General features: G+C 55.7%; 27 protein-coding genes and 2 pseudogenes. 11 read left to right on the top strand and 18 right to left on the bottom strand.

Features of this window, described 5'->3' with window-relative positions; translation table 11 throughout:
- Positions 1–134: 134 nt before the first annotated feature.
- The 13 genes and pseudogenes from DAAHT2_RS14615 to DAAHT2_RS14920 form a co-directional block, all read right to left on the bottom strand.
- Positions 135–743, bottom strand: coding sequence for a hypothetical protein (locus DAAHT2_RS14615; RefSeq protein WP_013163237.1), 609 nt, complete (start codon positions 741–743; stop codon positions 135–137).
- A 129-nt stretch (positions 744–872) separates the two neighbouring features.
- Positions 873–1,583, bottom strand: coding sequence for a hypothetical protein (locus DAAHT2_RS05145; RefSeq protein ID WP_013163238.1), 711 nt, complete (start codon positions 1,581–1,583; stop codon positions 873–875).
- A gap of 60 nt (positions 1,584–1,643) precedes the next feature.
- Positions 1,644–2,375 (bottom strand): helicase-related protein, encoded by a 732-nt coding sequence (locus DAAHT2_RS05150; RefSeq protein WP_041718824.1) that lies wholly within the window; start codon positions 2,373–2,375, stop codon positions 1,644–1,646.
- A gap of 120 nt (positions 2,376–2,495) precedes the next feature.
- Positions 2,496–3,746 (bottom strand): IS256 family transposase, encoded by a 1,251-nt coding sequence (locus DAAHT2_RS05155; RefSeq protein WP_013162619.1) that lies wholly within the window; start codon positions 3,744–3,746, stop codon positions 2,496–2,498.
- Positions 3,747–3,814: 68 nt separating this feature from the next.
- Positions 3,815–4,444 (bottom strand): DEAD/DEAH box helicase family protein, encoded by a 630-nt coding sequence (locus tag DAAHT2_RS05160; protein WP_041718825.1) that lies wholly within the window; start codon positions 4,442–4,444, stop codon positions 3,815–3,817.
- A 22-nt stretch (positions 4,445–4,466) separates the two neighbouring features.
- Positions 4,467–4,934: a hypothetical protein gene (locus DAAHT2_RS05165; protein ID WP_157861420.1), complete on the bottom strand. Its 468-nt coding sequence runs from the start codon at positions 4,932–4,934 to the stop codon at positions 4,467–4,469.
- A 139-nt stretch (positions 4,935–5,073) separates the two neighbouring features.
- Positions 5,074–6,360, bottom strand: a complete 1,287-nt coding sequence (drt2, locus tag DAAHT2_RS14250; RefSeq protein WP_218915046.1) for an antiviral reverse transcriptase Drt2 — start codon at positions 6,358–6,360, stop codon at positions 5,074–5,076.
- Between the two features lie 398 nt (positions 6,361–6,758).
- Complete coding sequence (locus DAAHT2_RS14620; RefSeq protein ID WP_013163242.1) at positions 6,759–7,466, bottom strand: hypothetical protein; 708 nt, start codon at positions 7,464–7,466, stop codon at positions 6,759–6,761.
- 490 nt (positions 7,467–7,956) lie between these two features.
- Positions 7,957–8,598: pseudogene (locus tag DAAHT2_RS05170) on the bottom strand (Fic family protein); the annotation flags it as partial.
- Positions 8,599–8,994: 396 nt separating this feature from the next.
- A complete protein-coding gene (locus DAAHT2_RS05175; RefSeq protein ID WP_013163243.1) occupies positions 8,995–9,282 on the bottom strand; it encodes a helix-turn-helix domain-containing protein in 288 nt (95 codons plus the stop codon).
- Positions 9,275–9,550: a type II toxin-antitoxin system RelE/ParE family toxin gene (locus DAAHT2_RS05180; protein WP_245526862.1), complete on the bottom strand. Its 276-nt coding sequence runs from the start codon at positions 9,548–9,550 to the stop codon at positions 9,275–9,277. The genes DAAHT2_RS05175 and DAAHT2_RS05180 overlap by 8 nt, the downstream gene beginning before the upstream one ends.
- A gap of 211 nt (positions 9,551–9,761) precedes the next feature.
- A complete protein-coding gene (locus DAAHT2_RS05185) occupies positions 9,762–10,034 on the bottom strand; it encodes a hypothetical protein (protein WP_013163245.1) in 273 nt (90 codons plus the stop codon).
- A 35-nt stretch (positions 10,035–10,069) separates the two neighbouring features.
- A pseudogene (locus DAAHT2_RS14920) lies at positions 10,070–10,195 on the bottom strand (Fic family protein); the annotation flags it as partial.
- Between the two features lie 195 nt (positions 10,196–10,390).
- On the opposite strand from DAAHT2_RS14920, the gene DAAHT2_RS05195 reads away from it, so the two are divergent.
- The 8 genes from DAAHT2_RS05195 (at position 10,391) to DAAHT2_RS05230 (ending at position 17,267) form a co-directional block, all read left to right on the top strand.
- Positions 10,391–10,618 (top strand): rubredoxin, encoded by a 228-nt coding sequence (locus tag DAAHT2_RS05195; RefSeq protein WP_013163246.1) that lies wholly within the window; start codon positions 10,391–10,393, stop codon positions 10,616–10,618.
- Between the two features lie 171 nt (positions 10,619–10,789).
- Positions 10,790–10,957 carry a rubredoxin-like domain-containing protein gene (locus tag DAAHT2_RS15315; protein ID WP_353740469.1) on the top strand — a complete coding sequence of 56 codons (168 nt, stop codon included), beginning with the start codon at positions 10,790–10,792 and terminating at the stop codon, positions 10,955–10,957.
- 88 nt (positions 10,958–11,045) lie between these two features.
- Complete coding sequence (locus DAAHT2_RS05205; RefSeq protein ID WP_013163248.1) at positions 11,046–11,972, top strand: patatin-like phospholipase family protein; 927 nt, start codon at positions 11,046–11,048, stop codon at positions 11,970–11,972.
- A gap of 140 nt (positions 11,973–12,112) precedes the next feature.
- Entirely contained in the window at positions 12,113–13,222 is a 1,110-nt protein-coding gene (locus tag DAAHT2_RS05210) for a MipA/OmpV family protein (protein WP_013163249.1), read from the top strand.
- A 194-nt stretch (positions 13,223–13,416) separates the two neighbouring features.
- Positions 13,417–14,994 (top strand): glycoside hydrolase family 5 protein, encoded by a 1,578-nt coding sequence (locus DAAHT2_RS05215; RefSeq protein ID WP_013163250.1) that lies wholly within the window; start codon positions 13,417–13,419, stop codon positions 14,992–14,994.
- Between the two features lie 59 nt (positions 14,995–15,053).
- Entirely contained in the window at positions 15,054–15,899 is an 846-nt protein-coding gene (locus DAAHT2_RS05220) for a CheR family methyltransferase (protein WP_013163251.1), read from the top strand.
- A gap of 46 nt (positions 15,900–15,945) precedes the next feature.
- Positions 15,946–16,758 carry a 4Fe-4S binding protein gene (locus tag DAAHT2_RS05225; protein WP_013163252.1) on the top strand — a complete coding sequence of 271 codons (813 nt, stop codon included), beginning with the start codon at positions 15,946–15,948 and terminating at the stop codon, positions 16,756–16,758.
- A 92-nt stretch (positions 16,759–16,850) separates the two neighbouring features.
- Positions 16,851–17,267, top strand: coding sequence for a secondary thiamine-phosphate synthase enzyme YjbQ (locus tag DAAHT2_RS05230; protein WP_013163253.1), 417 nt, complete (start codon positions 16,851–16,853; stop codon positions 17,265–17,267).
- A 107-nt stretch (positions 17,268–17,374) separates the two neighbouring features.
- On the opposite strand, the gene DAAHT2_RS05235 is transcribed toward DAAHT2_RS05230, so the two are convergent.
- The 4 genes from DAAHT2_RS05235 to DAAHT2_RS05250 all read right to left on the bottom strand — a co-directional run bounded on the left by DAAHT2_RS05235 (position 17,375) and on the right by DAAHT2_RS05250 (position 21,085).
- Positions 17,375–17,893: a zinc ribbon-containing (seleno)protein DG gene (locus DAAHT2_RS05235; protein ID WP_013163254.1), complete on the bottom strand. Its 519-nt coding sequence runs from the start codon at positions 17,891–17,893 to the stop codon at positions 17,375–17,377.
- Between the two features lie 72 nt (positions 17,894–17,965).
- Positions 17,966–19,480, bottom strand: coding sequence for an ATP-dependent protease ATPase subunit HslU (hslU, locus tag DAAHT2_RS05240; protein WP_492226228.1), 1,515 nt, complete (start codon positions 19,478–19,480; stop codon positions 17,966–17,968).
- 40 nt (positions 19,481–19,520) lie between these two features.
- Entirely contained in the window at positions 19,521–20,051 is a 531-nt protein-coding gene (gene hslV, locus DAAHT2_RS05245) for an ATP-dependent protease subunit HslV (protein WP_013163256.1), read from the bottom strand.
- A gap of 41 nt (positions 20,052–20,092) precedes the next feature.
- The gene (locus tag DAAHT2_RS05250) at positions 20,093–21,085 is read right to left on the bottom strand and encodes a tyrosine recombinase XerC (protein ID WP_013163257.1); all 993 of its coding nucleotides are present in this window, start codon (positions 21,083–21,085) and stop codon (positions 20,093–20,095) included.
- A gap of 305 nt (positions 21,086–21,390) precedes the next feature.
- Here DAAHT2_RS05250 and xseB point away from each other — a divergent pair, with 305 nt between their 5' ends.
- From xseB to dxs, 3 genes are all read left to right on the top strand, one after another.
- Positions 21,391–21,621 carry an exodeoxyribonuclease VII small subunit gene (xseB, locus tag DAAHT2_RS05255; protein ID WP_013163258.1) on the top strand — a complete coding sequence of 77 codons (231 nt, stop codon included), beginning with the start codon at positions 21,391–21,393 and terminating at the stop codon, positions 21,619–21,621.
- Between the two features lie 79 nt (positions 21,622–21,700).
- Entirely contained in the window at positions 21,701–22,591 is an 891-nt protein-coding gene (locus DAAHT2_RS05260) for a polyprenyl synthetase family protein (RefSeq protein WP_013163259.1), read from the top strand.
- A gap of 197 nt (positions 22,592–22,788) precedes the next feature.
- Positions 22,789–24,699 (top strand): 1-deoxy-D-xylulose-5-phosphate synthase, encoded by a 1,911-nt coding sequence (gene dxs / locus DAAHT2_RS05265; protein ID WP_013163260.1) that lies wholly within the window; start codon positions 22,789–22,791, stop codon positions 24,697–24,699.
- A 95-nt stretch (positions 24,700–24,794) separates the two neighbouring features.
- Here the strand turns inward: dxs and DAAHT2_RS05270 are convergent, their stop codons facing one another.
- Positions 24,795–25,349 (bottom strand): OmpH/Skp family outer membrane protein, encoded by a 555-nt coding sequence (locus DAAHT2_RS05270; protein ID WP_013163261.1) that lies wholly within the window; start codon positions 25,347–25,349, stop codon positions 24,795–24,797.
- Positions 25,350–25,434 lie beyond the last annotated feature (85 nt).

The raw sequence follows: 25,434 nt of genomic DNA on the forward strand, positions 1-25,434 counted from the left end.
TGGCATAAGGGAATTCGGTCCTGTGGGATCGCAGAGCGCTCAGCGGGGCGCTGCTTGCGGTGCTAACGTGGAAATCGCCGGTTTATCCGGTGCATATCATGGTTGGTGTCAAGTATCCCCCCCAAAAAAGACAATTAATGGTCAATTCTAAAAGGATTGATCTGGCTTGATTTACTAACTGCTATTTGCCAGATTTCTTCTCTAAGCATGGATGGAGACAAAATTGCAGGATAAACCTTTCCTTCTTCAAAATTTTGGAGCACTCTTTCACTCGGTGAAATCCTTGTTGCTATATAACTTTCTCTATATTTCAACACGTCAATGTTGTACTTTGAAATATATGGATCTATTCTGTGTGGATAACGGTCTAGCAGCACATCAAGCCTAATATCTGATGCTTTTTTGATCTCTAACTCGATGTCCCATATATCGCGGCTGTCTTTATAAATTTCATATATTTCATTATACTTATTAATCAAATTTTCGTTCAATGAATTATAGTCTTTATCGGTTGCTAATAATATTTCAGTTTTCATTTCTCTTAACAATACCACAAAATCAACATAAGTTACCCCAGAAGTTACAGCAGCACGGGCCGAACGTTCGGCTCTATGTAAATCAATGATCGTGTCTGTGGTATCTTCGTCATTTGGAGCCCGTGATCCCCCATAGCTACAACCAGACATATAAAGTAATAGCGCTATCCCAACTACACCAAACAGCAATATAGCCCATTTATTCATCTCATCAACCTCACATTATATCTAGAAAACTTTGCCGCTGATTCACAATTACCATATAAATCCAGGCTCATTATGGATTCCGTGGACTTGCACCCTCTCTTACCAAAATGCGAACTACTTCAGTGACAGCTACCTGAGGCAGGCAAGCAATCTCGATGAGTTGCTTTCTGCCCAAATTCGTAAAACTTCGAGTTGATCTTCTGTAACTAATCCAGAGGCCAACTGCAATGTCATCTGCAGCCGGAATTTTTCAAATTTCTTGACACTTGAGGGACTCAGTTCAAGCAGAACGAGCTGCCCTATCAACTCAGTTGGCTTGGCACTGCCATGCAGAACGGCAATCACTTCCTGGTACCGCTTGGAAGCAGCATTCGGCCAGGCTGCCTTCAGTTCCTGTATGTACTCACCAACGGTTTCGACGGGGATGTTTGGAAAGGAGGGAAAAGAGGGTCTGTCAGCAAAAAATTTGTTATCGTAGCTGCGCCTCACAAGATCAGCAGGTGCTTTGTTGTCACAAGGCCCAACGATGTAAATATCGTTTAGCGAGACGATCTGGATGTCGACGTAATAGCCAAGAAGTTTGCCATTGTTGTCCATGACGTTACCGTTGGACGCCTGGAGATGGGGCAAAGTGCCAAATTCTGCAACATACTGATTTTTTTTATCGTCAAATAACAGCCTTTGCGTCTTGGCGGGCTGAATAGCGGGATGTGCCGCTATAACTTGTTCGGCTTTCGTTTTCTCTTTAGGAACAGGAGCAAGTTTCAGGGTAATCTCAGCATCTTCGGTTTCTGCTGCAGGTATCCTTCCTTTTGATACTTTATTACGTTTGAGCGCCATCGTGCTTTATCCCATTTTCTTATTGTGTTGCTATAGTTTGCTGCGCAGTCATTCAGGAGGTTAACGTAATCTCCCCGTAAGCGCCTTTCTTAACGTTTCCCTCGTTGGGAATACAGTTTGCAATAGGTCCTCCTTGTTTAACAGCCTCTCCCTGATACTCTCCTGAATTGTGCCAATTGCACAGGATGGCCAAACGGTACACTTTCGGTCCTGCCCACTGCGCTTGATCCTGCCTACGCACTGTTCAAAATCAGAAGAAGTAATCGGCAGCTCCAGGAACATCATATACCTGCAGAACTGTAGATTAAGCCCAGCACCTCCCGACTTGGGCTGGGTGATAGCTACCTTGATCGCAGGATCATCCCGGAACTGCTCGACTCGTTTATGGTTATCAGTCGCACCGCCGTAAATCTGGATACAACCGATCTTCAGCTTATCAAGATGCGCCTTCACAGCATCGTTGGAATCCCGGTAGTTGACGTAGACCAACAGCTTCTCGTCGTGCAGCCGCTCTACCCCTGTTTCCTCAATCACTTGATTGAGCATATCCAACCCGGCAGGAACTATCTTGGGGTCAGGGACAGATAAGATCATTCGCTGCGCCCGCTGGTACAAAGCCTGTTGGGTTACAGCGTCGATCACCTGTCCAGAATCGAAAACGACCAGCAATTCTTCCACCAGCTCTTGGTAGTATCGAGCGTGTTTCCACTGCAGTTCGTATTCGAGGTTGATGTAGTTCACATCCGGGATATCCAGCACATCCTCCGCCTTCGTATCAGTGGCATAAATCATCAGGTTACTGCGAAGCAAATCGAGATTATCAAAGGTTCGAGGCTGTCCATATCGGTCCACTCTCCTCACATGGGTTATGGTAAAAGAACGAGTTATTGTCAAATCTGGTGTACGGAGTCCTCAGGCGGCCATCCGCATAGGTTGATCTGACACCTTGATTCCGTTTTTGAATTGTATGCCGGTGACGACCTCAGCCAGCCGGCGAAATCCCTTGATCTTTTTCCATCTTTTTTCAGCGCTTTGCAGCAGCTTAAAGACCATGGTCAGGGTGGTGTCCCTGGAACCGCAGTTCCGTGATCTCTTGCTGCGCAGGCGCACAGTGGCAAAGGCCGACTCGATGGGGTTGGTGGTCCTGATATGCACCCAGTGTTCGGCTGGAAAATCGTAAAAAGCCAGCAACTCGTCCCGGTCCTTGGCCAGGCACTCCATGGCCTTGGGGTATTTGTCTTCGAAACGGGCCAGCATACGATCAAAAGCCTGGCTGGCATCTTCCTTGGTCTCAGCCATCCAGATATCATGCAAATCAGCCTTGGCCTTGAGCTGAAGCTTTTTGGGCATCTTGTTCAGCACGTTGGCCGTTTTGTGAACCCAGCAGCGTTGGTGGCGGGTCTTCGGATAGACCCTGCCCAAGGCGTTCCAGAACCCCAAGGAACCATCGCCAACCGCCAACTCGGGGCCTGTGGTCAGGCCCCGAGCCCGCAGCCCGGCGAGAAGTTCATACCAGCTGTCGCTTGACTCCCGGTAGCCATCCTCCACCGCTATCAGTTCCTTGTGCCCCTGGTCGGTAACTCCAATGATCACCAGCAGGCAAAGCTTGTCATCCATGCGGACGTTGCTGTAGATGCCATCCACCCACCAGTAAACGTAGCGTTTTCCGTTCAGGTCACGTTGCCGCCATTTGGTGTGCTCGGCCAGCCATTTGGCTTTCAAGCGGGAGATGGTGTTGGCCGACAACCCCTTGGCCTGTTCCCCGAGGAGTGCGGCCAGGGCCTCCTGGTAATCGCCGGTGGAAATTCCTCGCAGGTAAAGCCAGGGCAGCAACTCATCGACACTGCGCGCCCGCTTCAGATAAGGCGGCAACAAACTGCTGTTGAACTTGAGGCCTTGGCCGCTACGATCTCGCACCTTGGGAACTTTGACCTCGACATCGCCGATTCCGGTCTGGATCGTGCGACCGGGAAGATAGCCGTTTCGGACCACTGTCCTGCGGCCATCTTCCAAGCGGCTGGAGTATTGGGCCATGAAGGCCTGTAATTCAGCTTCTACGGCCTGGGCAATCAGCATCCTGGCACCATCGCGCAAAAGGTCGGTAAGCGGGTCGGCGACATTGTTTCCTTGTTGTGAAAGAGCGGTTGGGGTAGACTTGGTCATGGCGTATCCTCCTGTGTTGGCTGTGATCGTCGTGGTGATCAATCAACCTGGATGATACGCCATTTTCCTCAGTTATCCCATACACCAGATTTGACTATAACCCTAAAAGAACGATGCGATGGATATATCGTCGGCGACTTCAACTTTATCAACCCATAGCATGAGGTAGGCACACTCCCGAGCGGAGTCGCGGTCATAAGAATCAACCGCTTGTCAGACAGCTCCACAAACTCCCTGATCGACTTGAAATTCTGAGTCGCCGGAGATCGCACACACGCTGCTTCGTCCACGATCAGGGTCACCCGCTTATCTCCCAACCCCGTTTTGAACCGCTCGAAATCGTTCTTCCAGACCCCAATGGAAGTCAGAATCACGTCGTTATCGAGAGAAAGTTGTTTTCGTTTTGTAGGTGTGCCCTGGTAAATTGTTATACCGAGGTCGAAATTCTTCAACCATTGCTCCCATTGCCGGATCAGGATTGGAGGGAGCAGGATCACGATCTGATCCGTCAGGTCATCCAGCCCCCAGTGCAGGGCGATTGCAGTCGATACCGCTGTCTTGCCTGTGCCAAGGCCGTTGAAGATTCCCACCCTCTCATAGTCAACCAAGGCATCAACATCACGCTTCTGGTCTTCACGCAGTTCAAACGGAAAAGGATAAGCGTTGGTGACCTGCTCCGCAGGGTTATAATATCCCATTCTAGGTCTCGGGCTCATCAGCTCACCCCCCCTGCCGAAAATCAACCGGATTCACGTTGTCGGCCAGCTCGATGTAATGCTTCTTGATGTTGTCGCTGGCGATGTCGAACCAGATGTCGTGGCCGTGGATTTGGTTGATAATCGGGTCGACCTTGTTGTTCCGAAGATAATCCAGGAATTGCCGGGGCTTCATCTCCTCCGCCAGCTCTCCTAACAGCCGGTCGCCATGCGCTTGCAGGGCAGTCGCGATCGCAAGCGGCATTGACCCCAAGCTGGCCGGAAACTGGCCGGGATCGTCGCCGTAAGCCAACAGCGATTCCAATTTCTCGGCGCTGGTAAGCCACATGATATTCCAAGCGCCGGGGGCGGCGTCGAAGATCGGGTCAAGACCAATGCCGACCATTTCGCCGTCGTACAGTACAGAATATGATTCTTTAGGCTGAGAAGACCATCTTACTTTGCTTGGTCTGCAATTTGAAATTTTATCCATTTCTTGACTCGTTCGCAAAATTTGTGGGTAGATCTCTTTGTGCACCAATGGCTCATGAATATTTTATTATTTTTCTGGTAACCTGACCGCGCCAGCAGCGTTCCCGCAGGGTCGGATTGGCCCGCTGATGTGCAAATTTTTATTTTTCTATTTCTTCTTGAAGCCTTGCCCAAAAAGGTTTCAATTGTTTCTTGATGGCACTTGACCCCATAGTCTCTGCACATCTCAGCCCATAACGAATGAAGTTTCGTTGCCCAAGATGAGAATATCTCTCATAAATTTTTCTTTTATAAACGTCCTGCCTCGGCTGTCCTTTCCTTATCCTTACACGGTTGTATTTAATTCTTGTCAATTTAGCCAACCTAACACCGGACTTCATTCTTTCTGAAAATCTTGCAAGTGCGGCAGATCTGATTAACTTGTGGTGCCCATCAAAAACAAAACCTAAATATTGAAGCGGCTTGTCGCACGTAAGTTGACCTTTGACAACTCTATATTCTGATGTTTTCGTTTTGTCCGTATTGATGTTTAAATTTAACTTCTTTATCTCTTTGTTAATCCTGTCGATTATTTCATTTTTTCTGGCAAGTGGGACAATACATAATATGTCGTCGCAATACCTCAGATAACAACCGTTTATTTCCCCCATTACGCTAGATACAATTTGATCAAACTCAACCATGTAAATATTTGACAGTAATGCACTTATTGGAGATCCTTGGGGAATTCCTTTCTGGGTATTATTGACTTCAACCAGGCCATTTTTTCTGACCACTTTCCTGAAATCTCTTGGCTCACAAACTCTTTTGTTTTTCTTTTTTGGGTTGTTTTTTGATATGGCAAAAGCTTCATAGAGTGGATCTTTATAAACTTTTGAGAATTTTGTTAAAGATTTAAAGACATTATAGTGGTCGTCAGGTAATTTTTTTAAGCCAAGAACCCTTGACCACGATTCTTTCAAAATTGAATGATTTAAATTGTCAAAAAAACCTTCAATGTCAAAAGCAATAGCTGCACAAAACTGTCTTTCGATAATTTTATTAAATGCATCATTTGCAAAATCTATATTGCTCTTACCTAGTTTCCTAAAAGCCATAACATTTTCTTCTACACCAATATCTTTAATAAATTTCTCATACGCCTCATTAAGCATATAAGTGTAGTAAGTATAAATATGAGAATCTACATGCGAAGCGTATGAAACTGGTCTTTTTTTCTCCTTAATTGCCAGTGACTTCCCGTCTTCCCCTTTACGAACTTTTTTACTTTTTATTTCGTAAGCAATGAAAGGATAAAATGAATGCCGTTTCACTCTCTTCGGAGAAGTGGCTATTGCTTCAGCCTGTCTAACCCCGATAGGAAGATCAAAGTGAATGTAACCACGAGATTTATACCAAGGGTGGTCTTGAGATCGCATAAACACCATTATTTATTCTGCAAAACCGGAAGGGAGTAGGACTGCGGCCATCCAAATATCCCTTCCGGCTTAGCCAAAGGTTTACTAACCCCTTCCGTACTCGGAGGTACGCGCCGCGACTGTTAAGAATGTGTTATACTAACACTATGGAGGACAACTTTATGTTCATAGGAACACTAATCATCCTGACCATTGGCCAGATGTCATTATCTCAGCAATGTCTATACATTAACTTTCGACTTGACATCCTGTGTCATCCCCCGCTGCCTACACAACGGGCAAAAAACTACAATAATGCTTCATCTCTTTTACTGCATATCGATAAGCTAACCTGACCGCACCACCACAAATTGCCGCGTCAGCGCCGCCAGCGTTCTCGCGGTCCGGTTAAGCGATTTGTTGTGCCATTAGCTGATTGCTTTTTTAAAGGCATCCATCAAAGTTGTTGGTTGCGTATTCCCTTTGTGTATGCTCTCTTCTATTATGGTTCTAACAGATGGTTCCAAGAGGCTTCCCTTAAAAATAAACCCTTGTATATGAACATTGTTATTGGATTTTTCTATTTCAAATGTTGACAACCAGACGGATTTGTCATTGTGTATTTTTACGTGGCTAAGATTTTTTTTCAGCTTATCAATTTTAATTTCATTATTGTTAAAAAATATTGTCTGCTTTTTAAACTCTTTAAGCAATATTCCAACAACTTCATAATGAGTAGCATCAAATTTCTTAATTTCTTCCACCTGAAATGGTTGCCATAACTCATTAACCCAATTTTTGTATTGAACATTTTGTGATTTTGACCCCGTGACAACATAATCAATACATGGATGCTTCGGCCAAGGAGGCCCTAAAGAGTCGAAGTAAACCTTTCCACCATAGGGAGATTCATAATAGAATACAGGCTCACCACACACAGGACATGTGGCATTCGGATTTATAAACGAAAAATAACTGTAACAATACGGTTTAATAGTTTCATTAATGTGCTTCTCAACTGATTGTCCACAGGAAAATCTATCCCAATCATCCCGGTTCACATCATGTTCCCCTACCCAAAATGTTGTCCCGTAACTATTCGTTCGCCAATGTCCGCTCCTTCTAAATTTTGTCATTTGAGCCTCCCGGATTAGAGGATTGAAGTCATCTTCAGGCACAACAAGTAATTCAACAAACCTGTATATCTTCCCGCCAAAATAATGGCCAGCATCTTCCCGCTGGCGAGAGATATCGCTTCATGCATCAAACATGTTAGGTTGACTGGTTAAATTAGCGAACCAACTCTGGAATATCCTTGACCACCCAACTTTAATGCTTTTCCGTAGATCATCCCGACCACAAGATTTAACAGTTTTCCGTTGATTCCCGATGCCTCGTTACCCGAGTGGCGTTACGTCCACAAAAAAGCCGCTCACAAGCTTGGCATGGCCCGGAGCGGCTGGTGAATATTCGGCTGGTGGCAGCAGGCGGTGATCATCGAGATTGGCATCCACTTTCCCCCATCGTGGCGTTTTTCCAAATTAGCACAATGCATAAGCTAGCCAAACCGGCGGGGGTTGGCAAGCAAAAAAGATGCTCCCCGGCGGAGTAAGCACGTGATCCATCTCAGCCAAAGGCGTTTTGGTAAATGGCCTCGATGGCGGCGGCTTCCGTAGCGGTCAGGGCGCTGAATTCTTTCGCGCGGGCACGGTGGGACAATTTGCCGCCGTTTTGCTGCAGGAGCCGGAACAGCAGGTCGATGGTACGATCCGGCATGTCGATCAACTCGCCGATCCGGACCCGGAAGGTATCGTAGTTTTTGAGGAAGGCGGTTTCCTTCGACAGCTCCTGTTCGATGGTTTCCCGCACCCGGCCGTACAGGAACTCCGCGTGCGGGGTGGCGTCGAAATAACGGTAGAAATCGCCCGTATCGTTGAGTACCCGCACATTGCACCGGTCGGTGGCCTCCCACTCGACCAGGGGGAGCAGGCGTTGCGAGTAGTCCTCCAGAACGGCGCGGTAGGATTCAATCCGTTCCAGAATCGTAGCCGCCACCGGGAAGACGATGCCGGGCGGGCTAAAGCCGCGTTCGGCCAGCACGTGGTGGATCAGGTAGCGGTGCAGCCGGCCGTTGCCGTCTTCAAAAGGGTGAATATAGACAAAACCAAAGGCGAGGATGGCGGCGGCGATGACCGGATCAAGCGCTCGGCCGGCGCCGGAGTCGAAAGCGATCAGGCCGGAGTGTATTTCTGTGGGCGCTGGGCAATCAATGAGGCACCAGGGTTGGAGAAAATGCGCTCCGGCAGCAGGTTGTTTTTCAGGTGATGCCGTTTGATTTTATGACCGGTTACCATGCCTCGAAGCTCCCTGGTAATCATATCGTGGTCACATGACACCTCAAAAAAAAACCCGGCGCGCAGGCAACCGGGGACTGCCGGCCAATGCCGACAGGATGATTCTGCGCTTTCTCTAGGACATGACGATGGTTGTTGTCAAGAAAAAAAAGGAGTTGATTAACGCCTTTTCCGGCGAGGAAAAATGAATATCCTGTTGGACACCTGCCACTTCCTCTGGATTATCTCCGGCAGCGACAAGTAGTCGGCCACCGGTCGGGAGTTGTTCAGGGAGCCGGAAGAGGAAGGCGGGTTACGCTTCTACTCCTGGTCAGTGAAGCTGGCCAAGCACTTCCGGGTGTTGCTCTACAATACGCAAGAGCGCAACCGCCGGGCCTTGCGGTTCCCGCCGCCCCTGCTCCCAGTCCTGAAGGGTCCGCACGCTTACTCCCATGAGACCGGCAAAAGCCGATTGCGACATCTTTAATTTCAGCCGAATCACCTTGGGTGGAGACGGTGCTGAAAGTTCATGGGTCCGCAGTTCCAGTTTGCCTTTCTTGAACCGCTTAATCTCATTGATACCGTCAAGGATTTCTGCTCCAAGGTTCCTGTCAGCCATTTTTGATTGCCTCCGCTATCTGCTTGAGCGTATGCCCGGGAATACTGGCCCGCTCCGATTTACTGTAAAGTGTGAGCATCCATATCTCGTGGTCAGATTTTTTCCAGTAATAAATCACCCTGAGGCCACCGCTCTTTCCCGTACCCGCCGACGCCCATCGAACCTTGCGAACACCACCTGATCCCTTGATGAGATCGCCAGCATCCGGCTTCTGCAATAGATAGGTTTGCAGCCCACAATATTCCTCGTCCGAGAGGTAGTTGCGCAACAGCTTGGTAAAAATCGATGTTTCATAAATAGCATAGCTTAATTGTACGGCGTTGCCGTATCCCTGTCAAGGCTTGATTAAGCTGAAAAAGCTTCGCTCCGGTCAGCCAAAGGCGTTTTGGTAAATGGCCTCGATGGCGGCGGCGATGACCGGATCAAGCGCTCGGCCGGCGCCGGAGCGGTACGGAAAAAACCGAAAGGCCGGGAGCTGATCACCGCTCTTCACGCAAGCGACCTTCCACATACTTGTGGAGGATGCTGGCAACCAGTGTCTGGTAGGGAATTCCTTCCGCCAGGGCTTTTTTCTGGAGCCCCCGAAGATCCTTGGAAGAAAGCCTGATGTTAATACGGGCATCTTTCTTGAACGTGGCTTCCGCGTACTGTTGATGCCGCGCTTTCCTTTCCTCGAACCCCGGAGCCCGCTTGAGCTTGCCGGCATCAAATGCGTCCAGAATGCCTTGCTCTTCTTTATCCAACTTGCTCATTTCAGACCCCCAAATAGGTTTTGGTCGCTTTCCGGCTGCTTCAGATATCGCGAGGCTGTTTGGCGTTTGGCGATCCCCGCCTCGGTGAGGTTGCCGATCCGGCAATGGGGCAGCTCGAAAATCAGATTAACCAGTTCCTGGCTGTAGATCTTGGGCAGCCGCTCATGTTCACATTTCCAGTTTTTTTCGACACAACCGCCAGTACATGTCGATGTTTCGCCATTTTTACACTGAAAAGCGATGAGATCGCCCGCATCCTATTTTTGTTTGACCTTGACACCAATTAGTAGCACAATAATAGAATATGAGGATAGTAATTTATAACAAAAAATAATTGGTACAGGGAGAAACAAACCATGGCTAAGCCCGAAGAAATGTATCAGTGTCAAACCTCAAACTGCGGCTATGTTTATGACCCTGACCGTGGTGACCGTAAAGGCAAAATCCCACCAGGGACCCAATTTGAAGACTTGCCCGAAAGCTGGCGTTGCCCGATTTGCGGGGGCACCAAAAAGTGTTTTCGTCCTTTGGCCGGGCCAGGATCAACCAAAGAAGCCAAGTGTGAGTTGCCCACCGAAAAATAATTGGCCGGCCCTACACGTGCCGCAACGATAAACATCAGTGTCCGAAAAAAGATCAGGAGGAAAAAAATGTCGCAAATTAAAACGGGTTTGTGCGAGGAATGTGGCAAGGATTACAGTGAGATTAAGACCCTCTGCGGTCATTGCGGCTATTCCCCCCATGGCGAAGCCGTCATGACCAAGGAGGATCCTCATTGGAAATGCGGGAATTGCGGCAGAACCGTGCAAGCGCAACAGCCGCCTGAAAAATGCCCAAGCTGTGGCGAGGTCTGTGACTTCAAAAATGTTTCCTGTTACCTTCCCGAATGCGGCGGGCCGGGCAATGTTGACCCACGGCTTTGAGAGAAAGGCAACTTTCTATCACCATCACCTCACCTATTGCCAAAGCACCTCGGGCTATTAACTGAAAACCGGAAAGGCTGATGCCGACATGAAAACCCTTTCCCATTTGCTGATTCTGGTCACACTGATAATGGTGCCGACTAATAAAGGTGCAGTCGCGATGGACGACTCCAGGAACACCCCTTTACCTGCAATCGGCCTTGCTTTGGGCTCCGGCGGCGCCGGGGGGCTGGCTCATATCGCCATGCTGCGGGTGTTTGATGATCTGGGGGTTAAGCCGGCCGGAATTGCCGGGACCAGCATCGGAGCGGTAATCGGGGCGCTTTACGCGGCCGGGTTGAGTGCCGCCGAGATTGAGGAAATTTTTACCGAATTCGGCGGTTCCAGCCTCGATGTTCTTTCTCGGCTGATCACGCCCAATGCCGAGCTTACCCTGACCGCCCTGCTGAAAATCGGTAATGACGGCGGTGCCTTTGACCCCGGCGGATTCCTCGAGTTTCTGGCCGACAAGGTTGAGGCCCGCCGTTTTGAGGATCTTGCCATACCCCTTAAGGTCGTAGCCACCGATTACTGGACCGGGAAAACCGTGGTGCTCGACCAGGGTGATCTGTTTTCCGCCGTTCAAGCGAGCATGGCCGTACCCGGGCTTTTCTCACCGGTTCAGCATGATCAGCAACTTTTAATCGACGGCGGCACCTCCAATCCATTGCCTTTTGATCTCCTGCTCAAAAGCCACGACTTGGTCGTTGCCATTGACGTTTCCCGGTCGCGAACCCGGCCCGAGGACCAGCAGGTCGATTCCCTGGATTTACTGCTGGGCAGTTTTACCATGATGCAGCAGTCGATCATCGCGGCCCGAATGGAGGCTACTCAACCGGATATTTACATCAAGCCAGAAATTCACGATATTCGGATGCTTCACTTCAATCGGATCGAGGAAGTTCTCGAACAGGCGAAACCGGCCGCCTCCGAACTGAAAAGCAGGCTTCTAAAATATCAAAAAAACGAAGAGTAAAAGATGGCGCCCCGAGCGGTTCAAGGGTGCGGGCTCATGGCCACTTGTTCCTGGCAACTTTTAATGAGCGATTGCCTGGAAAAACCAGGAGCGTTGAGCAGAACGGAAAGGGATGTCTTATCACCTCACCAGGAGAGGCAATGCGTCGGCTAGTGCCCCTGCTTTTCACACTGCTTTTGGGCGTGCCACAGGAAGCCCATTCGGGCAGCTTTGCCTTCACCATCAGCAACAGTCCCAAAGAAGGTCGACTGATCGTCCGCGCCTACGACGACCCCAGCAGTTTTGGCGATTTTCGCAACCCGATCAAGGAAAAACACTTTTCGATCGATGCCGTTGACCAGGTTTTCACTCTTTCAGACCTGGACCCCGGTGACTATGCGCTGCTGGTATTTCTGGATGAAAATCTCAACGGCGAGCTGGATCGCAACTTTATCGGCATCCCCCGCGAGCCCATTGCCCTGTCCAACGATTATCAACCCCGGGGCCCGCCCAGCTTTAACCGCGCCCGGGTAACCCTGGCGCGGGGCCAGACACTGGAGCAGACTCTGACGCCCAACCGCCCCTTGGGCGACAGGGGCCAGATTGGCGTGGGCCTGGGCATTGTGATGCAAAGCTCGCCCTATGTGGGCAGCAGTGGCCTGAGCCTGCAGCCTATCCCGGCCATTGTCTATATAGGCGACCGGCTCCAGGTGTTGGGGCCGGTGGTCAATTATAACCTTTATGGAGCCGGCCCGCTGCGCCTGGCGGTGCGCGGTGAGATGCGCTTTAGGGCCTACGAAGAGGACGACTCTACCCAATTAACGGGGCTCGGGAACCGTAAAACCACGGTTTTCGGTGGGTTGGCCATGAACAGCCAGTTGCCCGCCGGGTTCAGCCTATCGCTGAGCTATACCCACGATCTGCTCGGACGTATTGACGCCGGCACGGCCCGTGCGTCGTTGTCCCGAGGCTTTCAGTGGGGCAATGTACGCCTGTCGCCATCGGTGTCGGTCAACTGGCTGGATGGCGACCTGGCCAACTATGAGTTTGGCGTTCCGGAATCGGCGGCGCGTGCGGACAGACCGGCCTACAGCCTGAATGATGCCACCAACTGGGCGGTGGGTCTGAATACGATGATGGAGTTAACGCCGGCATGGATGGCGACAATCAACCTGAGCTATGAAATCCTGGATGACAAGATTGGCGAGAGTCCCATTGTGGATAGACGCTATTTGACGCGCGGATTTATGGCAGTGACCTATACATTTTAAAGGGGGCGCTTGGCGCCCCCTGTATGGCCAGTATTCGCCGAGGTGGCCCGGTTAAGGATGACTGGCCGCCGCGTCGACGCCTGAAAAAACGGGACATATTGGTTTTCGATGCTTAAATTCTCATTTTATGCCTGCTCGCGCAACTCCGGCGGACTCGCCCGCCAGGCACGCGCGCACCATAATCAGGAGAAGCCATGAAATCCGCCCTTTGTCTTCTGCAAATTTTTTTGCTGCTGCTTACCGCCGGGCCTGCCTTTGCGGCGCAACCGGGGGATGGCTTTCTCCGGGTGGATGGCCCCAGGGTGGTCAACGCCGCCGGGGAAGAGGTGGTGCTCCGGGGGTTGAATGTTGAGTTCAGGAGCTTTTTCGACACCCTCGCCCCCGACGATATCGCCCGGATCGCCGGGATGGGGGCCAATGTCATCCGCCTGGCCCTGGACTATCGCGATTTCGAACCCGAGCCTTTCAGCTATCGCCGGGAGAGCTTTGCTCTGCTGGACCGAATTCTCGACTGGTGCCGGCTGCATGGGGTCTATGTGATCCTGGACATGCACCTGGCGCCGGGCAAGCAGAACCCGCACGATTTCGTGGTCCATCGCCAGAACCAGGCCCGGTTCTGGATCGAGCCGGAGAACCAGGAAAGGTTTTACGCCCTCTGGGTCGAACTGGCCCGCCGCTATCGCGATGACCCGGTCATCGCCGGCTATGATCTGCTCAACGAGGGGACGCCGGGCACCATCGAGCGCTACCGGGAAGTGATGACCACCGTGGCCGCCCGGATCAGGGAGGTCGACCCAAACCATATGCTGATTGTCGAGGAAGCGATCCTGCCCGACTGGGAGAAGCGCCTGATCCTGCTGGACGACCCCAACGTCCTTTACAGCATCCACTTTTTCCATCCCCCCCAGTTCGCCTTTTACTCGACCACCAGTTATCGGCCGGTGACCACCTATCCCGGCGAGATGTTCAAGGCCGGGCCGTTGATCGCCAGCGCCAGGGCGGAAATCGGGCCCGAAGAGGCCGAGGAGTGGCGAAAAATCGAAGTTCGGGGCGTGGCGCCGGAAGGGGCGGATCTCCTGTTGGCCACCATTTATTCGGAGAACCCGGGCCAGATCTGGTTTGACGACCTCAAGCTGGAGGCCGCCGGCCGCGAGATCGAACTGCCGGCCCCGCTGGTGGCCAACAACGCTTTCGCCATCGACTATCCGGGCTTTAACTGGCGCACCGACGGCGATTGCGTTCTGTTCGATGAATACCGGGCCCGCAACGGCGGGCGATCCCTGCTTTTCGCCGATTGTCGGCAACCGGCGACCGCGCGCAGCAGCCCCATCCAGGTTGTTCCCGGGGAATACCGGCTGAGCGGCTGGTACCGGAGCGCCGAAGCCGGCAGCGGCAACGGGGGCCTGGCCTTGAACTGGCACCGGCAAGTCACCATCGGCCAGATCAACCGGCAAGAGCTTGTCGAACAAATGGCCTACGCCCTGGATTTCATGCGGGAGCATGGGGTCCCGCTCTATGTCGGGGAGTTTACCATGCACACCAACCCCTGGCCGGATAGCGCCCGCAGATACCTCCACGACCTGCTCACGATCATGGAAGAGGCCGGCCTGCACTGGACCTTCTGGGTCTATTATTCACCCTTTGCCGGGGTCGGCCTCTTCCGTGACGACCCGCCGGTGCCGGGCAACCCGGTCGCCCTGGAGGTGTTGGGCGATTATTTCCGGCCCGGCCGCTTTCTTTCAGAGCCAGCTTCGGCAAACGCTTTGGAATAGGCAACCAAGCAAAGAAGCATGATGGTTGACTCAGCGACAGGCGGCAAGAGGAAATAGTGATGAACGACTCGGAGTGTGTGGCGTTTCTGCAGTGGGCCCTGCCCCGGATGGCGCTGCGTTGGCCGGGCTACCGGCGGGTACGAGCCCAGGCATGCAAGCGCATTCGGCGGCGCATGGCGGAACTGGGCTGTGCCGACGCGGCCGCTTATCGGGGCTATCTGGCCGCCCATGAGAGTGAATGGGCAGTTCTGGATGAGCTTTGCCGCATCACCGTGACGCGTTTCTACCGGGACCGGCGGGTCTTCGAGACGCTCATCGATGAGGCGCTTCCGGGACTTGCCCAGGCGGCGACAGCCCGCGGCGCGCGCACCCTCAGAATCTGGTGCGCCGGCTGCGCCTCGGGAGAGGAGCCTTATACCCTGGCCATCGGCTGGAGGCTGGAAATGGCAAGCCGCTTTAAGGAAATCACCCTGGACATTCTCGCCACCGATGCCGACGCCGCCCTGCTCTCCCGGGCCGAAACGGCCTGCTACCCCTGGAGCGCCGTGCGCAATCTGCCGCCCGCCTGGCGAACGGCGGCATTTCGCGAGCATGACGGGCGCCACTGCCTGCAGCCCGGCTTCAAGGCGTCGGTGCGCTTTCTGCCTCACGACCTGCGCACCCCGCTGCCGGAGACCGGCTTCGACCTGATCTGTTGCCGCAACCTGGCCTTCACCTACTTCGACCACGCCCTGCAACTGCGCATCGCGCTAACCTTGTATGGGCACTTGCTGCCGGGCGGGGTGCTACTGCTGGGGGTACATGAACAACTGCCCAAGGGCGAGCCGAACTTCGAGGTTATCTCGGAGCGTCTCGGCCTCTATCGCAGGCCGCGGTCAGTAAGCATTGACGATAAAACGAGTTAACCATGGCCCGGCAACCGGCCCCACCCGCATAGGAGGTTGAGCATTTATGTGTGAATTCTGCACCAAACACGGTGATGGCCAAATCTGGTTCAAGAATGCCGCCAATTATGGCCGGGATTTGGCCGCCGACCTGCGGCGACGCGGTTACATCAGGGAGTTTTTTACTTCCACCATCGAGGAGGGAGTGGCGTCCCTGGGGCGGCTGGAGAGCCTTTATCGCCGCAAAGGCAAGCTGCCGGAGCGACTGACCCGGGCCATGGTGGCGCGGGCCAAAGAGGAACATTTCGGGCAGGTGGTCACCATAGAGGATATCCGGACCCTGGTGGGCAAGGCCGCCACGGTGGTGCGGCTGCCCTGCGCCTGCCGCTGGGCCGCGTTGAAGGCGGAAAACCGCTGCTGCTACAGCGTCAGCTACACCCCGGACGCCTGGTATGAAAACCTGGACATGGGTTATTTCGGCCTGGCCCAGGATGAGGGCCTGGAACGGCTAAGCCCGGAGGAGGCCATCGGCCAGATGGAAGAGCTGGAAAAGGAGGGCGCCATCCATACCATCTGGACCATGATGACCCCTTTCATCGGCGCCATCTGCAACTGCCGCCCCGCCGAGTGCCTGGGCCTGCGCGCCCTGAATCTGGAGGTAGAGCTGATGTTCCGGGGGGAACAGGTGGCGGTGGTGGATGAGCAACTCTGCAACGGCTGCGGCGCCTGCACGGAAGCCTGCCAGTTTCAGGCCATCGCCAGCCGCCAAACCACGGACGGCGACCGGGCCGCAATCAGCCCCCTGCAGTGCTACGGCTGCGGCCTCTGCCGCAACGCCTGCCCCACCGGAGCCCTGAGCATGGCGGAACGCGGCCGCTAACCCTCCGCCCACTGCCGGGCCAGGCCGCGGGAACGTTCATGTTTTATGACGCCCGCAAAATGTTCTAATGTTCTACAGATAAGGAGTTGAAAATGAAAAGTTATCGTCAGGAGTTGTGGTTCAATGTGCCCGGGCGGCGGGCCTTTATCAATATTACGCCGCAGGTGGAGGAATGCCTGCGTGCCTCGGGCATCAAGGAAGGGCTGGTGCTGGTGAACGCCATGCACATCACCGCTTCCGTCTTTATCAATGATGATGAGTCGGGTTTGCACCACGACTACGAGGTCTGGCTGGAAAAGCTGGCCCCCCATGAGCCGGTGAGCCAGTACCGGCACAACGGGTACGAGGATAACGCCGATGCCCACTTGAAACGCCAGGTGATGGGCCGCGAGGTGGTGGTGGCCATCACCGAAGGCAAGCTGGACTTCGGCACCTGGGAACAGATCTTCTACGGCGAATTCGACGGCGGCCGCAAAAAGCGGGTGCTGGTCAAGATCATCGGCGAGTAAACCTGACGCTGGCCACCGCCGCCGAGCACCGTCAAAGAAGCCTGCCGATTAACCGCCCGCCGAACAGCCTTGCCGGCTTTTCCACGGGCGGTTCCGGGTTTAGCGGACTATCCGAAGTTGAGGCCGCAGTCGGGGCACTCGGTGGTGGTGGGGGGGAATTTGAAGCCGCAGGCCGGGCAGGTGGTTTCTTCTTCCTCGGGGTTGAACACCGCGTCGGCGGCCACCGGCAGATGATCGTCCAGGGCGGTCATCCGGCGGTATTCCTGCTCGACAATTCGGGCCGCATCCTGGGCGTCGACCTTGCTCACCTCCATGACAAACATGGGCGGCCCGCAGCCTTTCTTACAACCGCCCTCCTCGGCGCTGATCCGCACCGCGATCCGCTCTTCGGCCAGCATTCCTTCCAGGTAACGCAAATCGGCCAGCGGCGCCCGGTGCAGTTGGACCATCTCCTCGCCGCCGGTGAGGGTGCCGGAACGGCCCATTTTTTTGGCCTCGCGCTCGCTATCTTTGGCCTGCATCTCGGCCCCGGAAACCAGGGGCACCTCGCAGATACCGCAGCTCTGGATTTCAGGCCGGAACTCGCCCCCGCAGGAAGGGCAGTATTTCAGCATTATGTCGTACATTCGGCAATCTCCCGTGTAAAGTAAGCGTTGCCGCCGGGCCAGGGCCGGGCCAAAGTCGTGCGGCGCCGCCAATTAAAGAATAAAGCGGCTTAAATCCTCGTCTTTTACCACGCCATAGAGCTGTTCCTGCACGTAATCGGCGGTTACCTCAAATTTTTTCTCGGTCATCTCCGGGGCCTCGAAAGCCAGGTTTTCCAGCAGCCGCTCCAGCATGGTGTGCAGCCGCCGGGCCCCGATATTTTCGGTGCGGGAGTTGACCTCGGCAGCCAGGCGGGCCAGCTCGCGGATCGCCCCATCGGTGAAGGTAAGCTCGATATCTTCGGTGGCCAGCAGGGCGGAATACTGCTTGAGCAAGGCGTTCTGGGGTTCGGTAAGGATGCGGTAGAACTCTTCCTCGCCCAGGGGGCCAAGCTCCACTCGAATGGGAAAACGCCCCTGCAGTTCGGGGATCAGGTCGGAAGGTTTGCTTACATGGAAAGCGCCGCTGGCAATGAACAGGATATGGTCGGTGCGGACCATGCCGTGCTTGGTGGTTACCGTGGCGCCCTCGACGATGGGCAGCAGATCCCGCTGCACCCCTTCCCGGGAAACTTCCGGCCCCTGGCTGGAGCCCCCGCCCTTGGAGGCGATTTTATCGATTTCATCGAGAAAGATAATCCCCGCCTGCTCGGTGCGGCGGATGGCCAGGCGCAGCACCCGTTCATGATCGATCAGCTTTTCCGCCTCGCTTTGGCGTAAAATCTCCCGGGCCTCACGCACCTTGAGCTTGCGCTTGTGGCTTTTGCGGGGGAACATCTTGCCGAACATCTCCCGCAGGTTGCTCTCCATCTCTTCCATGCCGCCGGCGGCAAAGACGTCGAACATGGGCGTGGCCTGCTGCTGTTCCACCTCGATTTCCACTTCCCGCTCATCCAGTTTGCCCTCGCGCAGCATCCGGCGGAATTTATCCCGGGTGCTCTCGCCGGAGCCGGTGGCGGCGCCGGGGTCGTGGGCGGATGGGTCGTGAGCGGATTGGTCGTGGGAGGGTTTGGTAAAACCATCTGCTGGGGTGTAAGCGAGGTTGATGGCCGGGGTACCACCGGGGCCGGCGGCGCCGGGGCGGCGAGGCGGCGGCGGGGGAACCAGCAGGTCTAAAATCCGTTCCTCGGCCATCACCCCGGCCTTTTCCTGGACCTTTTTCCGCTCTTCCTCGCGGACCATGCCGATGGCCAGCTCCAGCAGGTCGCGGATCATCGATTCCACATCCCGGCCCACGTAGCCCACCTCGGTGAACTTGGAGGCCTCCACTTTCAAAAAGGGCGACTGGGCCAGGGTGGCCAGGCGGCGGGCAATCTCAGTCTTGCCGACCCCGGTGGGGCCGATCATGATGATGTTTTTGGGGGCGATTTCATCGCGCAGGGGCGGCGGTACCTGGCGGCGGCGCCAGCGGTTGCGCAGGGCGATGGCCACCGAACGCTTGGCCTCTCCCTGGCCGATGATATAGTCATCGAGCTGGCGGACGATCTCCCGGGGGGTGAGGGAATTCACCATCTCGGTCTGGTCGTCGCGCTCCCCTTCGGGGTCGTCCGGGTTATAAGCTACGGGCATAATCATGATTGAACCTCTTCAAAAACTCCGGTTTTCCGGGTTACAGCACTTCCAGGTGAATACTGTCGTTGGTGTAAATACAAAGACCGCCGGCGATCTCCATGGCCGCGCGGCAGATCTCCGGCGCATCAAGGCCGCTGTGGGCCACCAGGGCCTTGGCGGCGGCATGGGCGTAAGGGCCGCCGGAGCCGATGGCCAAAATGCCGTCATCGGGTTCAATCACGTCGCCGTTGCCGGAGAGCAGCAGCGAGCGCTCGGCATCCACCGCCACCATCATCGCCTCCAGCCGCCGCAGCATACGGTCGGTGCGCCATTCCTTGGCCAGCTCCACCGCCGCCCGCAGCAGGTTGCCGCTGTATTGTTCCAGTTGCTGCTCCAGCTTGTCGAACAGGGTAAAGGCATCGGCGGTGGCGCCGGCAAAGCCGGTGATCACCCGGCCATGGTAAAGCCGGCGGATCTTGCGGGCCTGGTGCTTGACCACCACGTTGCCCAGGGTTACCTGACCGTCACCGGCCATGGCCACCATCTCCCGGTGCCTCACCGCCACCACGGTGGTAGAACGTACCTGCATGTTATGGCTCCCATAAAAAAATTATTTAACGAAAAAACATACTAACCTTGGGCGCGGGGGTGGGCCTTGTCATACACCGCCGTCAAGTGATCCAGGTTAAGATGCGTATACCTCTGGGTGGTGGACAAACTGGCATGTCCCAGCAGTTCCTGCACGGTGCGCAGGTCCGCCCCCATTTCCAGCAAATGGGTGGCAAAGGAGTGGCGCAGGGCGTGGGGGCTGACCCGGGCGGCGATCCCGGCCCGCTCGGCATACAGCTTCACCAACCGTTCGATGCTGCGGGTGGTCAACCGGCCGCCCCGGGCGTTAAGCAACAGCGGCTGCTCTTGGGCCGCCTCCCGCCGGGCCGGCCGGCTCCGCTTGCCGCCGGCCGGCGCCGGGGGTTTCTCTTCCTGCGGCTCCTCTCGTTCTCGCTTTGCCGCCCGCAACAGCACCTCGCGCTGGGGCAGGTAAGCCTGTACCGCTTCACAGGCCGGGGTACCAATGGGCACCAGGCGTTCCTTGTTGCCCTTGCCCCGTACCCGGACCATGCCTTCGGCCAGGTCCAACTGTTCCAGGTTCAGCGCCGCCAGTTCAGCCACCCGCATGCCGGTGGAATACAGCAGCTCCAGCATGGCCCGGTCCCGGGCAGCGTAGGTGTCGGCCGGGCCCGGCATTTCCAGCAGGGAGAAAACCTCGTCCACACTTAAAACCGTGGGCAAATAGCCTTCCGCTTTGGGGGCGGCGACGGCGGCGGCGGGGTCGTGGGCGATGACCCCGTTTTTTTGCAGGTAACGAAAAAAAGTGCGCAACGCCGAAAGCTTGCGGGCCACCGAAGAGCTGCGGTTGCGGCCGTGCAGGCTGTAAACAAAAGCCCGCACCCGCCGGGCGTCAAGCTGGTCAACGCGCTCCAGCGGCCCGGCGCCCCGGTCGAGGGCCGCAAATTCGTCGAGATCCCGCCGGTAGCTGCTGACGGTATGGGGCGAGTAGCCCTTTTCCACCTGCAACCACCGCAGAAAGCCGTCGACATGCTCCGCCAATCTGTCGCTGGTCATGGTCGGCAACCTACCACAAGCCGGTTTTTTTGGAAAGAGATTGCCCACCCGCCGTGCTTCATTGTATGTTGGTAAGCAGTCACAGGGCACCGCATCTTGTGGCGATCAGGACAGCTTGCGTACTGAGGTACGCGGCGCCGTCCCGATCACCACAACCTGCGGCACCCTGTGACCGCTTACCCCGTGGCTCCGTAATCGGTTACGTTGGATTGTGGATGCCCGTTGACGCTCAGTTAATTAAGTAATGATGCCGCTTGCTGCACCATTGTTTTTTGGTGGTTCGGCACAACCATAGGAGTTGCACAATGGCCAAACAGAACTTCGAAGATGCCATGGCCCGACTGGAGAAGATCACCAGGGAGCTGGAGGACGGTGAGTTGAGCCTGGAGCAGTCTTTGAAAAGGTTCGACGAGGGTATCCGGCTGGCTGCCTTTTGCCGCAAAACCCTGGATGAGGCGGAAAAGAAGGTGGAGCTTTTGCTGGACAAAAACGGCGATCTGGTGGGCAAACCCTTCAGCGAGGCCGACGAAACCTGATCCTGCCCCCAAGCAACTGCCTGCACCACCACCGACCAGCCCCAAAACCAAATTAAGCCCAAGCGAACATCATAACCCCATGGACATCAAACAATATCTCAACCATCGATGCCAGGAAGTGGAACAGGCCCTGGACCAGTTGCTGCCCCCCATCGAAGGGCCGCTGGCCGGCCATGTGGAGGCCATGCGCTACAGCCTGCTGGCCGGGGGCAAGCGCATAAGGCCGATTCTGTGTCTGGCCGCCGCCGAGGCCCTGCCGACGGATTCCCGGCCGCTGCTGCCGGTGGCCGCCGCCCTGGAGTGCATCCACACCTACTCCCTGATCCACGACGACCTGCCGGCCATGGATGATGACGACCTGCGCCGGGGCAACCCCACCTGCCATAAGAAATTCGGGGAAGCCGCCGCAATTTTGGCCGGCGACGGCCTGCTAAGCTTTGCCTTTGAACTGCTGGCCCGCCCCCTGGCGACCAAGAACATCAGTGCCGGCGAGCAACTGCACCTGATCGGCAACATCGCCGCCGCCATCGGCCCCATGGGCATGGTGGGCGGCCAGGTGCTGGATATCGAGGCCGAAGGGCGGCAAATTGAGTTGGAGCAATTGCAACAGATTCATCGCTGCAAAACCGGGGCCCTGATCACCGTCGCGGTCCAGAGCGGGGCCATCGGCGGCGGCGCCGACCGGCGGCAGTACGAGGCCCTGACCAGCTACGGCGAACAGATCGGCCTGGCCTTCCAGATTGTCGATGATCTGCTCAATGTCACCGGCGACAGCACCACCCTGGGCAAGGCCGCCGGTAGCGACGCCGCCCGGGGCAAGGCCACCTACCCGGCCCTGCTGGGCCTGGAAGCAACCCGGCGCCAGGCCGACGAGGCGGTGGCCGGCGCCATAACGGCCTTGAACGGCTTCGGTGAAGAAGCCGAGCCCTTGCGGGAACTGGCCCGCTATATCGCCGCCCGCAGAAAATAACCTGTAAGCGATCACAGGATACCGCATCTTGCGGCGATCGGCCCGGCTTGCGTACTGAGGTACGCGGCACCGGTCCGCTTGCCGCAACCTGCGGCACCCTGTGACCGCTTACCATGTGCCCCCGTAATCTTAAATGAACAAAATAACCTGTAAACGATTATTTAACTTAAATCTGCACCCAACCGTAACGGATTATTATGAACAATGAAAACAATCATCAGCCAGGCCAGAAGCCCGGCAGCGCTTGTCTGTTGCCGTCCATTGAGTCTCCCTGCGAGCTGCGCCGCCTGAAAGCCGAGCAGTTGCCGGCGTTGGCGGCTGAACTGCGGAGCACCATCATCAACACCGTGGCCAGCACCGGGGGGCATCTGGCCCCCTGCCTGGGGGTGGTGGAACTCACCCTGGCGTTGCACTACATTTTCAACACCCCCAACGACAAGATCATCTGGGACGTGGGACATCAGTGTTACGCCCACAAGCTGCTCACCGGCCGCCAGGCGCGCTTTGCCACCCTGCGCCAGTTCGGGGGGATCAGCGGCTTCCCCAAGCGCGAAGAGAGCGAGTTCGACCACTTCGACACCGGCCACAGCAGCACCTCCATCTCCGCCGCCCTTGGCATGGCGGCGGGCACCGAGCTCAAGGGAGAGAATAACAAAACCATCGCGGTGATCGGCGACGGCTCCATGACCGGCGGCCTGGCCTTTGAGGGGCTGAACCAGGCCGGTCACCTGGGCAAGAACCTGATTGTCATCTTAAACGACAACGAGATGTCGATTTCGCCCAATGTCGGCGCCTTATCGAGCTTCTTGAGCCGCAAGCTCACCGGCCGGACCATGGTCCGGATTAAAAAAGAGTTGGAACACCTGCTGAAAAACTTCCAGATGGGCGAGAATGTGCTGCAGTTGCTGAAACGCAGCGAAGAGAGCCTGAAGGGTTTCTTCACCCCGGGCATGCTCTTTGAGGCCCTGAAGTTTGAGTATATCGGCCCGATCCCCGGCCATCATTTGGACTCGCTGCTGGAAACCTTCCGCAACGTGCGCGATTTCAGCCAGGGGCCGGTACTGATTCACGTGATAACCACCAAGGGCAAGGGATACCCCCCGGCCGAGGAGCGGCCCGGGGATTTTCACGGGGTCGGCCCCTTCGAGGTGGCCACCGGCAAACCGTTCGCCACCGAGGGGCCGCCCAGCTATACCAAGGTGTTCGGCGACACCCTGGTGGAGCTGGCCCAGCAGGACCCCAGGATTTGCGCCATTACCGCCGCCATGCCGTCGGGCACCGGCCTGAACCGCTTTGCCGCCGAGTTTCCCGACCGTTTTTTCGATGTCGGCATTGCCGAGCAGCACGCCGCCACCTTTGCCGCCGGGCTGGCCTGCGAGGGGCTGCGGCCGGTGGTGGCGGTTTACTCCACCTTTCTGCAACGGGCCTTTGATCAGGTCGTCCACGATATCTGCCTGCCGGAACTGCCGGTGATTTTCGCCATCGACCGGGGCGGCGTGGTGGGCGACGACGGCCCGACCCACCACGGTGTATTCGATCTTTCCTTTTTGCGCATCATCCCCAACCTGATCCTGATGGCCCCCAAGGATGAAAACGAATTGCGCAACATGCTCTTTACCGCCCTGCAAAGCCCGGAGCCGGTGGCCATCCGCTATCCGCGGGGGGCCGGCCTGGGGGTAACCCTGGCGCCGGAGTTGCAAAAAATCCCCTTCGGCAAGGGGGAGTTGCTGCAGGAAGGCTCGGATGTGCTGCTGCTGCCGGTGGGCAACCGAGTGGCCACGGCCCTGGAAGCAGCGGCGGGCCTGGCCAAAACCGGCGTTTCGGCGGCGGTGATCAACCCCCGTTTTGTCAAGCCTCTGGACGGGGATCTGATCTGCCAATGGGCCGGCAAAACCGGGCGGGTGGTGACGGTGGAGGACAATGTCCGGGCGGGAGGTTTCGGTTCGGCGGTGCTGGAACTGCTCCAGCGCCGGGGCCTGGCCGGGGTAAAGGTAAAAACCCTGGGCCTGCCGGACCGCTTCCTGGAGCATGGCAGCCAGCAGCAGCTATGGCAGCTGGCCAAAATAGATGCGGCGGCCATCAGCGCCGCCGCTCTGCAAACCGAATAGTAAACGCGCAGCAACACCGCATTTTGTGGCAGGCGAAACGGCGAACGGATCGGGGACAGTTTTGAAAACTGTCCCCGTAATCGCTTACCTAACGGCTACTCGTTGGTGCCCAACCTGGCATCGAGTTTTTCCTTCACTTCACGGCTGATATCCAGCGCATCGGCGGCGTAAAGCAGACCGGTACGGGTACGCAGCCCCTTCATGGTGTACTCCAGGATCAGGTCATACCCCTCTTCCCGGCCAAGCTGGTCAATGATTTTGTTGAGGGCTTCCAGAATCGGCTCCATCAACTCCTGTTCCAGTTCCTGGACGGCAAGCTGGGCATCCTCGTTCCTGGCCTCAAACTCCCGGTAACGGCGCTGCAACTCGCGCTCCTTCTGAGAGCGTACCTGCTCGCTCCACACCGAACCTTTCTGCTCAATCTCCCGGTGCAACTCTTCCAGTTCCCGCTGTTCGCGCTGCAAAGAGGAGCGGTGTTTCTCAAACTCGGCCTCGATCTGCCGCCGAGCCTCACCGGCCACCACGGAATTATCGAGCACTTTTTGGACGCTTAAGGTGGCGATCCGACCTTCAACGGCTGCGGCAGGCACGACAAAAAAGGCCAGCAGCAAAGCAACGGCCAGCAACGATGCGGCAAATTTGTTCTTCATAATCTTATTACTCCTTTTCTGTGCTGCGGCTTCCGGCCGCCTTACAACAAAAAAACCCGGGTTGAGTCTCCCCGCCCCGGGTTTT

This window comes from Desulfurivibrio alkaliphilus AHT 2, from assembly GCF_000092205.1.
Classification (GTDB): domain Bacteria; phylum Desulfobacterota; class Desulfobulbia; order Desulfobulbales; family Desulfurivibrionaceae; genus Desulfurivibrio; species Desulfurivibrio alkaliphilus.

Excerpts from the sequence above, each read along its gene's own strand:
- DAAHT2_RS14620 (WP_013163242.1), bottom strand. The coding sequence starts at position 7,466 with ATGACAAAATTTAGAAGGAGCGGACATTGGCGAACGAATAGTTACGGG.
- DAAHT2_RS05270 (WP_013163261.1), bottom strand. The coding sequence starts at position 25,349 with ATGAAGAACAAATTTGCCGCATCGTTGCTGGCCGTTGCTTTGCTGCTG.
- DAAHT2_RS05165 (WP_157861420.1), bottom strand. The coding sequence starts at position 4,934 with ATGGATAAAATTTCAAATTGCAGACCAAGCAAAGTAAGATGGTCTTCT.
- DAAHT2_RS05145 (WP_013163238.1), bottom strand. The coding sequence starts at position 1,583 with ATGGCGCTCAAACGTAATAAAGTATCAAAAGGAAGGATACCTGCAGCA.
- dxs (WP_013163260.1), top strand. The coding sequence starts at position 22,789 with ATGAACAATGAAAACAATCATCAGCCAGGCCAGAAGCCCGGCAGCGCT.
- hslU (WP_492226228.1), bottom strand. The coding sequence starts at position 19,480 with ATGCCCGTAGCTTATAACCCGGACGACCCCGAAGGGGAGCGCGACGAC.
- DAAHT2_RS05235 (WP_013163254.1), bottom strand. The coding sequence starts at position 17,893 with ATGTACGACATAATGCTGAAATACTGCCCTTCCTGCGGGGGCGAGTTC.
- DAAHT2_RS05230 (WP_013163253.1), top strand. The coding sequence starts at position 16,851 with ATGAAAAGTTATCGTCAGGAGTTGTGGTTCAATGTGCCCGGGCGGCGG.
- xseB (WP_013163258.1), top strand. The coding sequence starts at position 21,391 with ATGGCCAAACAGAACTTCGAAGATGCCATGGCCCGACTGGAGAAGATC.
- DAAHT2_RS05250 (WP_013163257.1), bottom strand. The coding sequence starts at position 21,085 with ATGACCAGCGACAGATTGGCGGAGCATGTCGACGGCTTTCTGCGGTGG.
- DAAHT2_RS05215 (WP_013163250.1), top strand. The coding sequence starts at position 13,417 with ATGAAATCCGCCCTTTGTCTTCTGCAAATTTTTTTGCTGCTGCTTACC.
- DAAHT2_RS05185 (WP_013163245.1), bottom strand. The coding sequence starts at position 10,034 with ATGAGCAAGTTGGATAAAGAAGAGCAAGGCATTCTGGACGCATTTGAT.
- DAAHT2_RS05175 (WP_013163243.1), bottom strand. The coding sequence starts at position 9,282 with ATGGCTGACAGGAACCTTGGAGCAGAAATCCTTGACGGTATCAATGAG.
- drt2 (WP_218915046.1), bottom strand. The coding sequence starts at position 6,360 with ATGGTGTTTATGCGATCTCAAGACCACCCTTGGTATAAATCTCGTGGT.
- DAAHT2_RS05155 (WP_013162619.1), bottom strand. The coding sequence starts at position 3,746 with ATGACCAAGTCTACCCCAACCGCTCTTTCACAACAAGGAAACAATGTC.
- DAAHT2_RS05205 (WP_013163248.1), top strand. The coding sequence starts at position 11,046 with ATGAAAACCCTTTCCCATTTGCTGATTCTGGTCACACTGATAATGGTG.
- DAAHT2_RS15315 (WP_353740469.1), top strand. The coding sequence starts at position 10,790 with ATGACCAAGGAGGATCCTCATTGGAAATGCGGGAATTGCGGCAGAACC.
- DAAHT2_RS05225 (WP_013163252.1), top strand. The coding sequence starts at position 15,946 with ATGTGTGAATTCTGCACCAAACACGGTGATGGCCAAATCTGGTTCAAG.
- DAAHT2_RS14615 (WP_013163237.1), bottom strand. The coding sequence starts at position 743 with ATGAATAAATGGGCTATATTGCTGTTTGGTGTAGTTGGGATAGCGCTA.
- DAAHT2_RS05150 (WP_041718824.1), bottom strand. The coding sequence starts at position 2,375 with ATGATTTATGCCACTGATACGAAGGCGGAGGATGTGCTGGATATCCCG.
- DAAHT2_RS05260 (WP_013163259.1), top strand. The coding sequence starts at position 21,701 with ATGGACATCAAACAATATCTCAACCATCGATGCCAGGAAGTGGAACAG.
- DAAHT2_RS05220 (WP_013163251.1), top strand. The coding sequence starts at position 15,054 with ATGAACGACTCGGAGTGTGTGGCGTTTCTGCAGTGGGCCCTGCCCCGG.
- DAAHT2_RS05160 (WP_041718825.1), bottom strand. The coding sequence starts at position 4,444 with ATGGGATATTATAACCCTGCGGAGCAGGTCACCAACGCTTATCCTTTT.
- DAAHT2_RS05210 (WP_013163249.1), top strand. The coding sequence starts at position 12,113 with ATGCGTCGGCTAGTGCCCCTGCTTTTCACACTGCTTTTGGGCGTGCCA.
- DAAHT2_RS05195 (WP_013163246.1), top strand. The coding sequence starts at position 10,391 with ATGGCTAAGCCCGAAGAAATGTATCAGTGTCAAACCTCAAACTGCGGC.
- hslV (WP_013163256.1), bottom strand. The coding sequence starts at position 20,051 with ATGCAGGTACGTTCTACCACCGTGGTGGCGGTGAGGCACCGGGAGATG.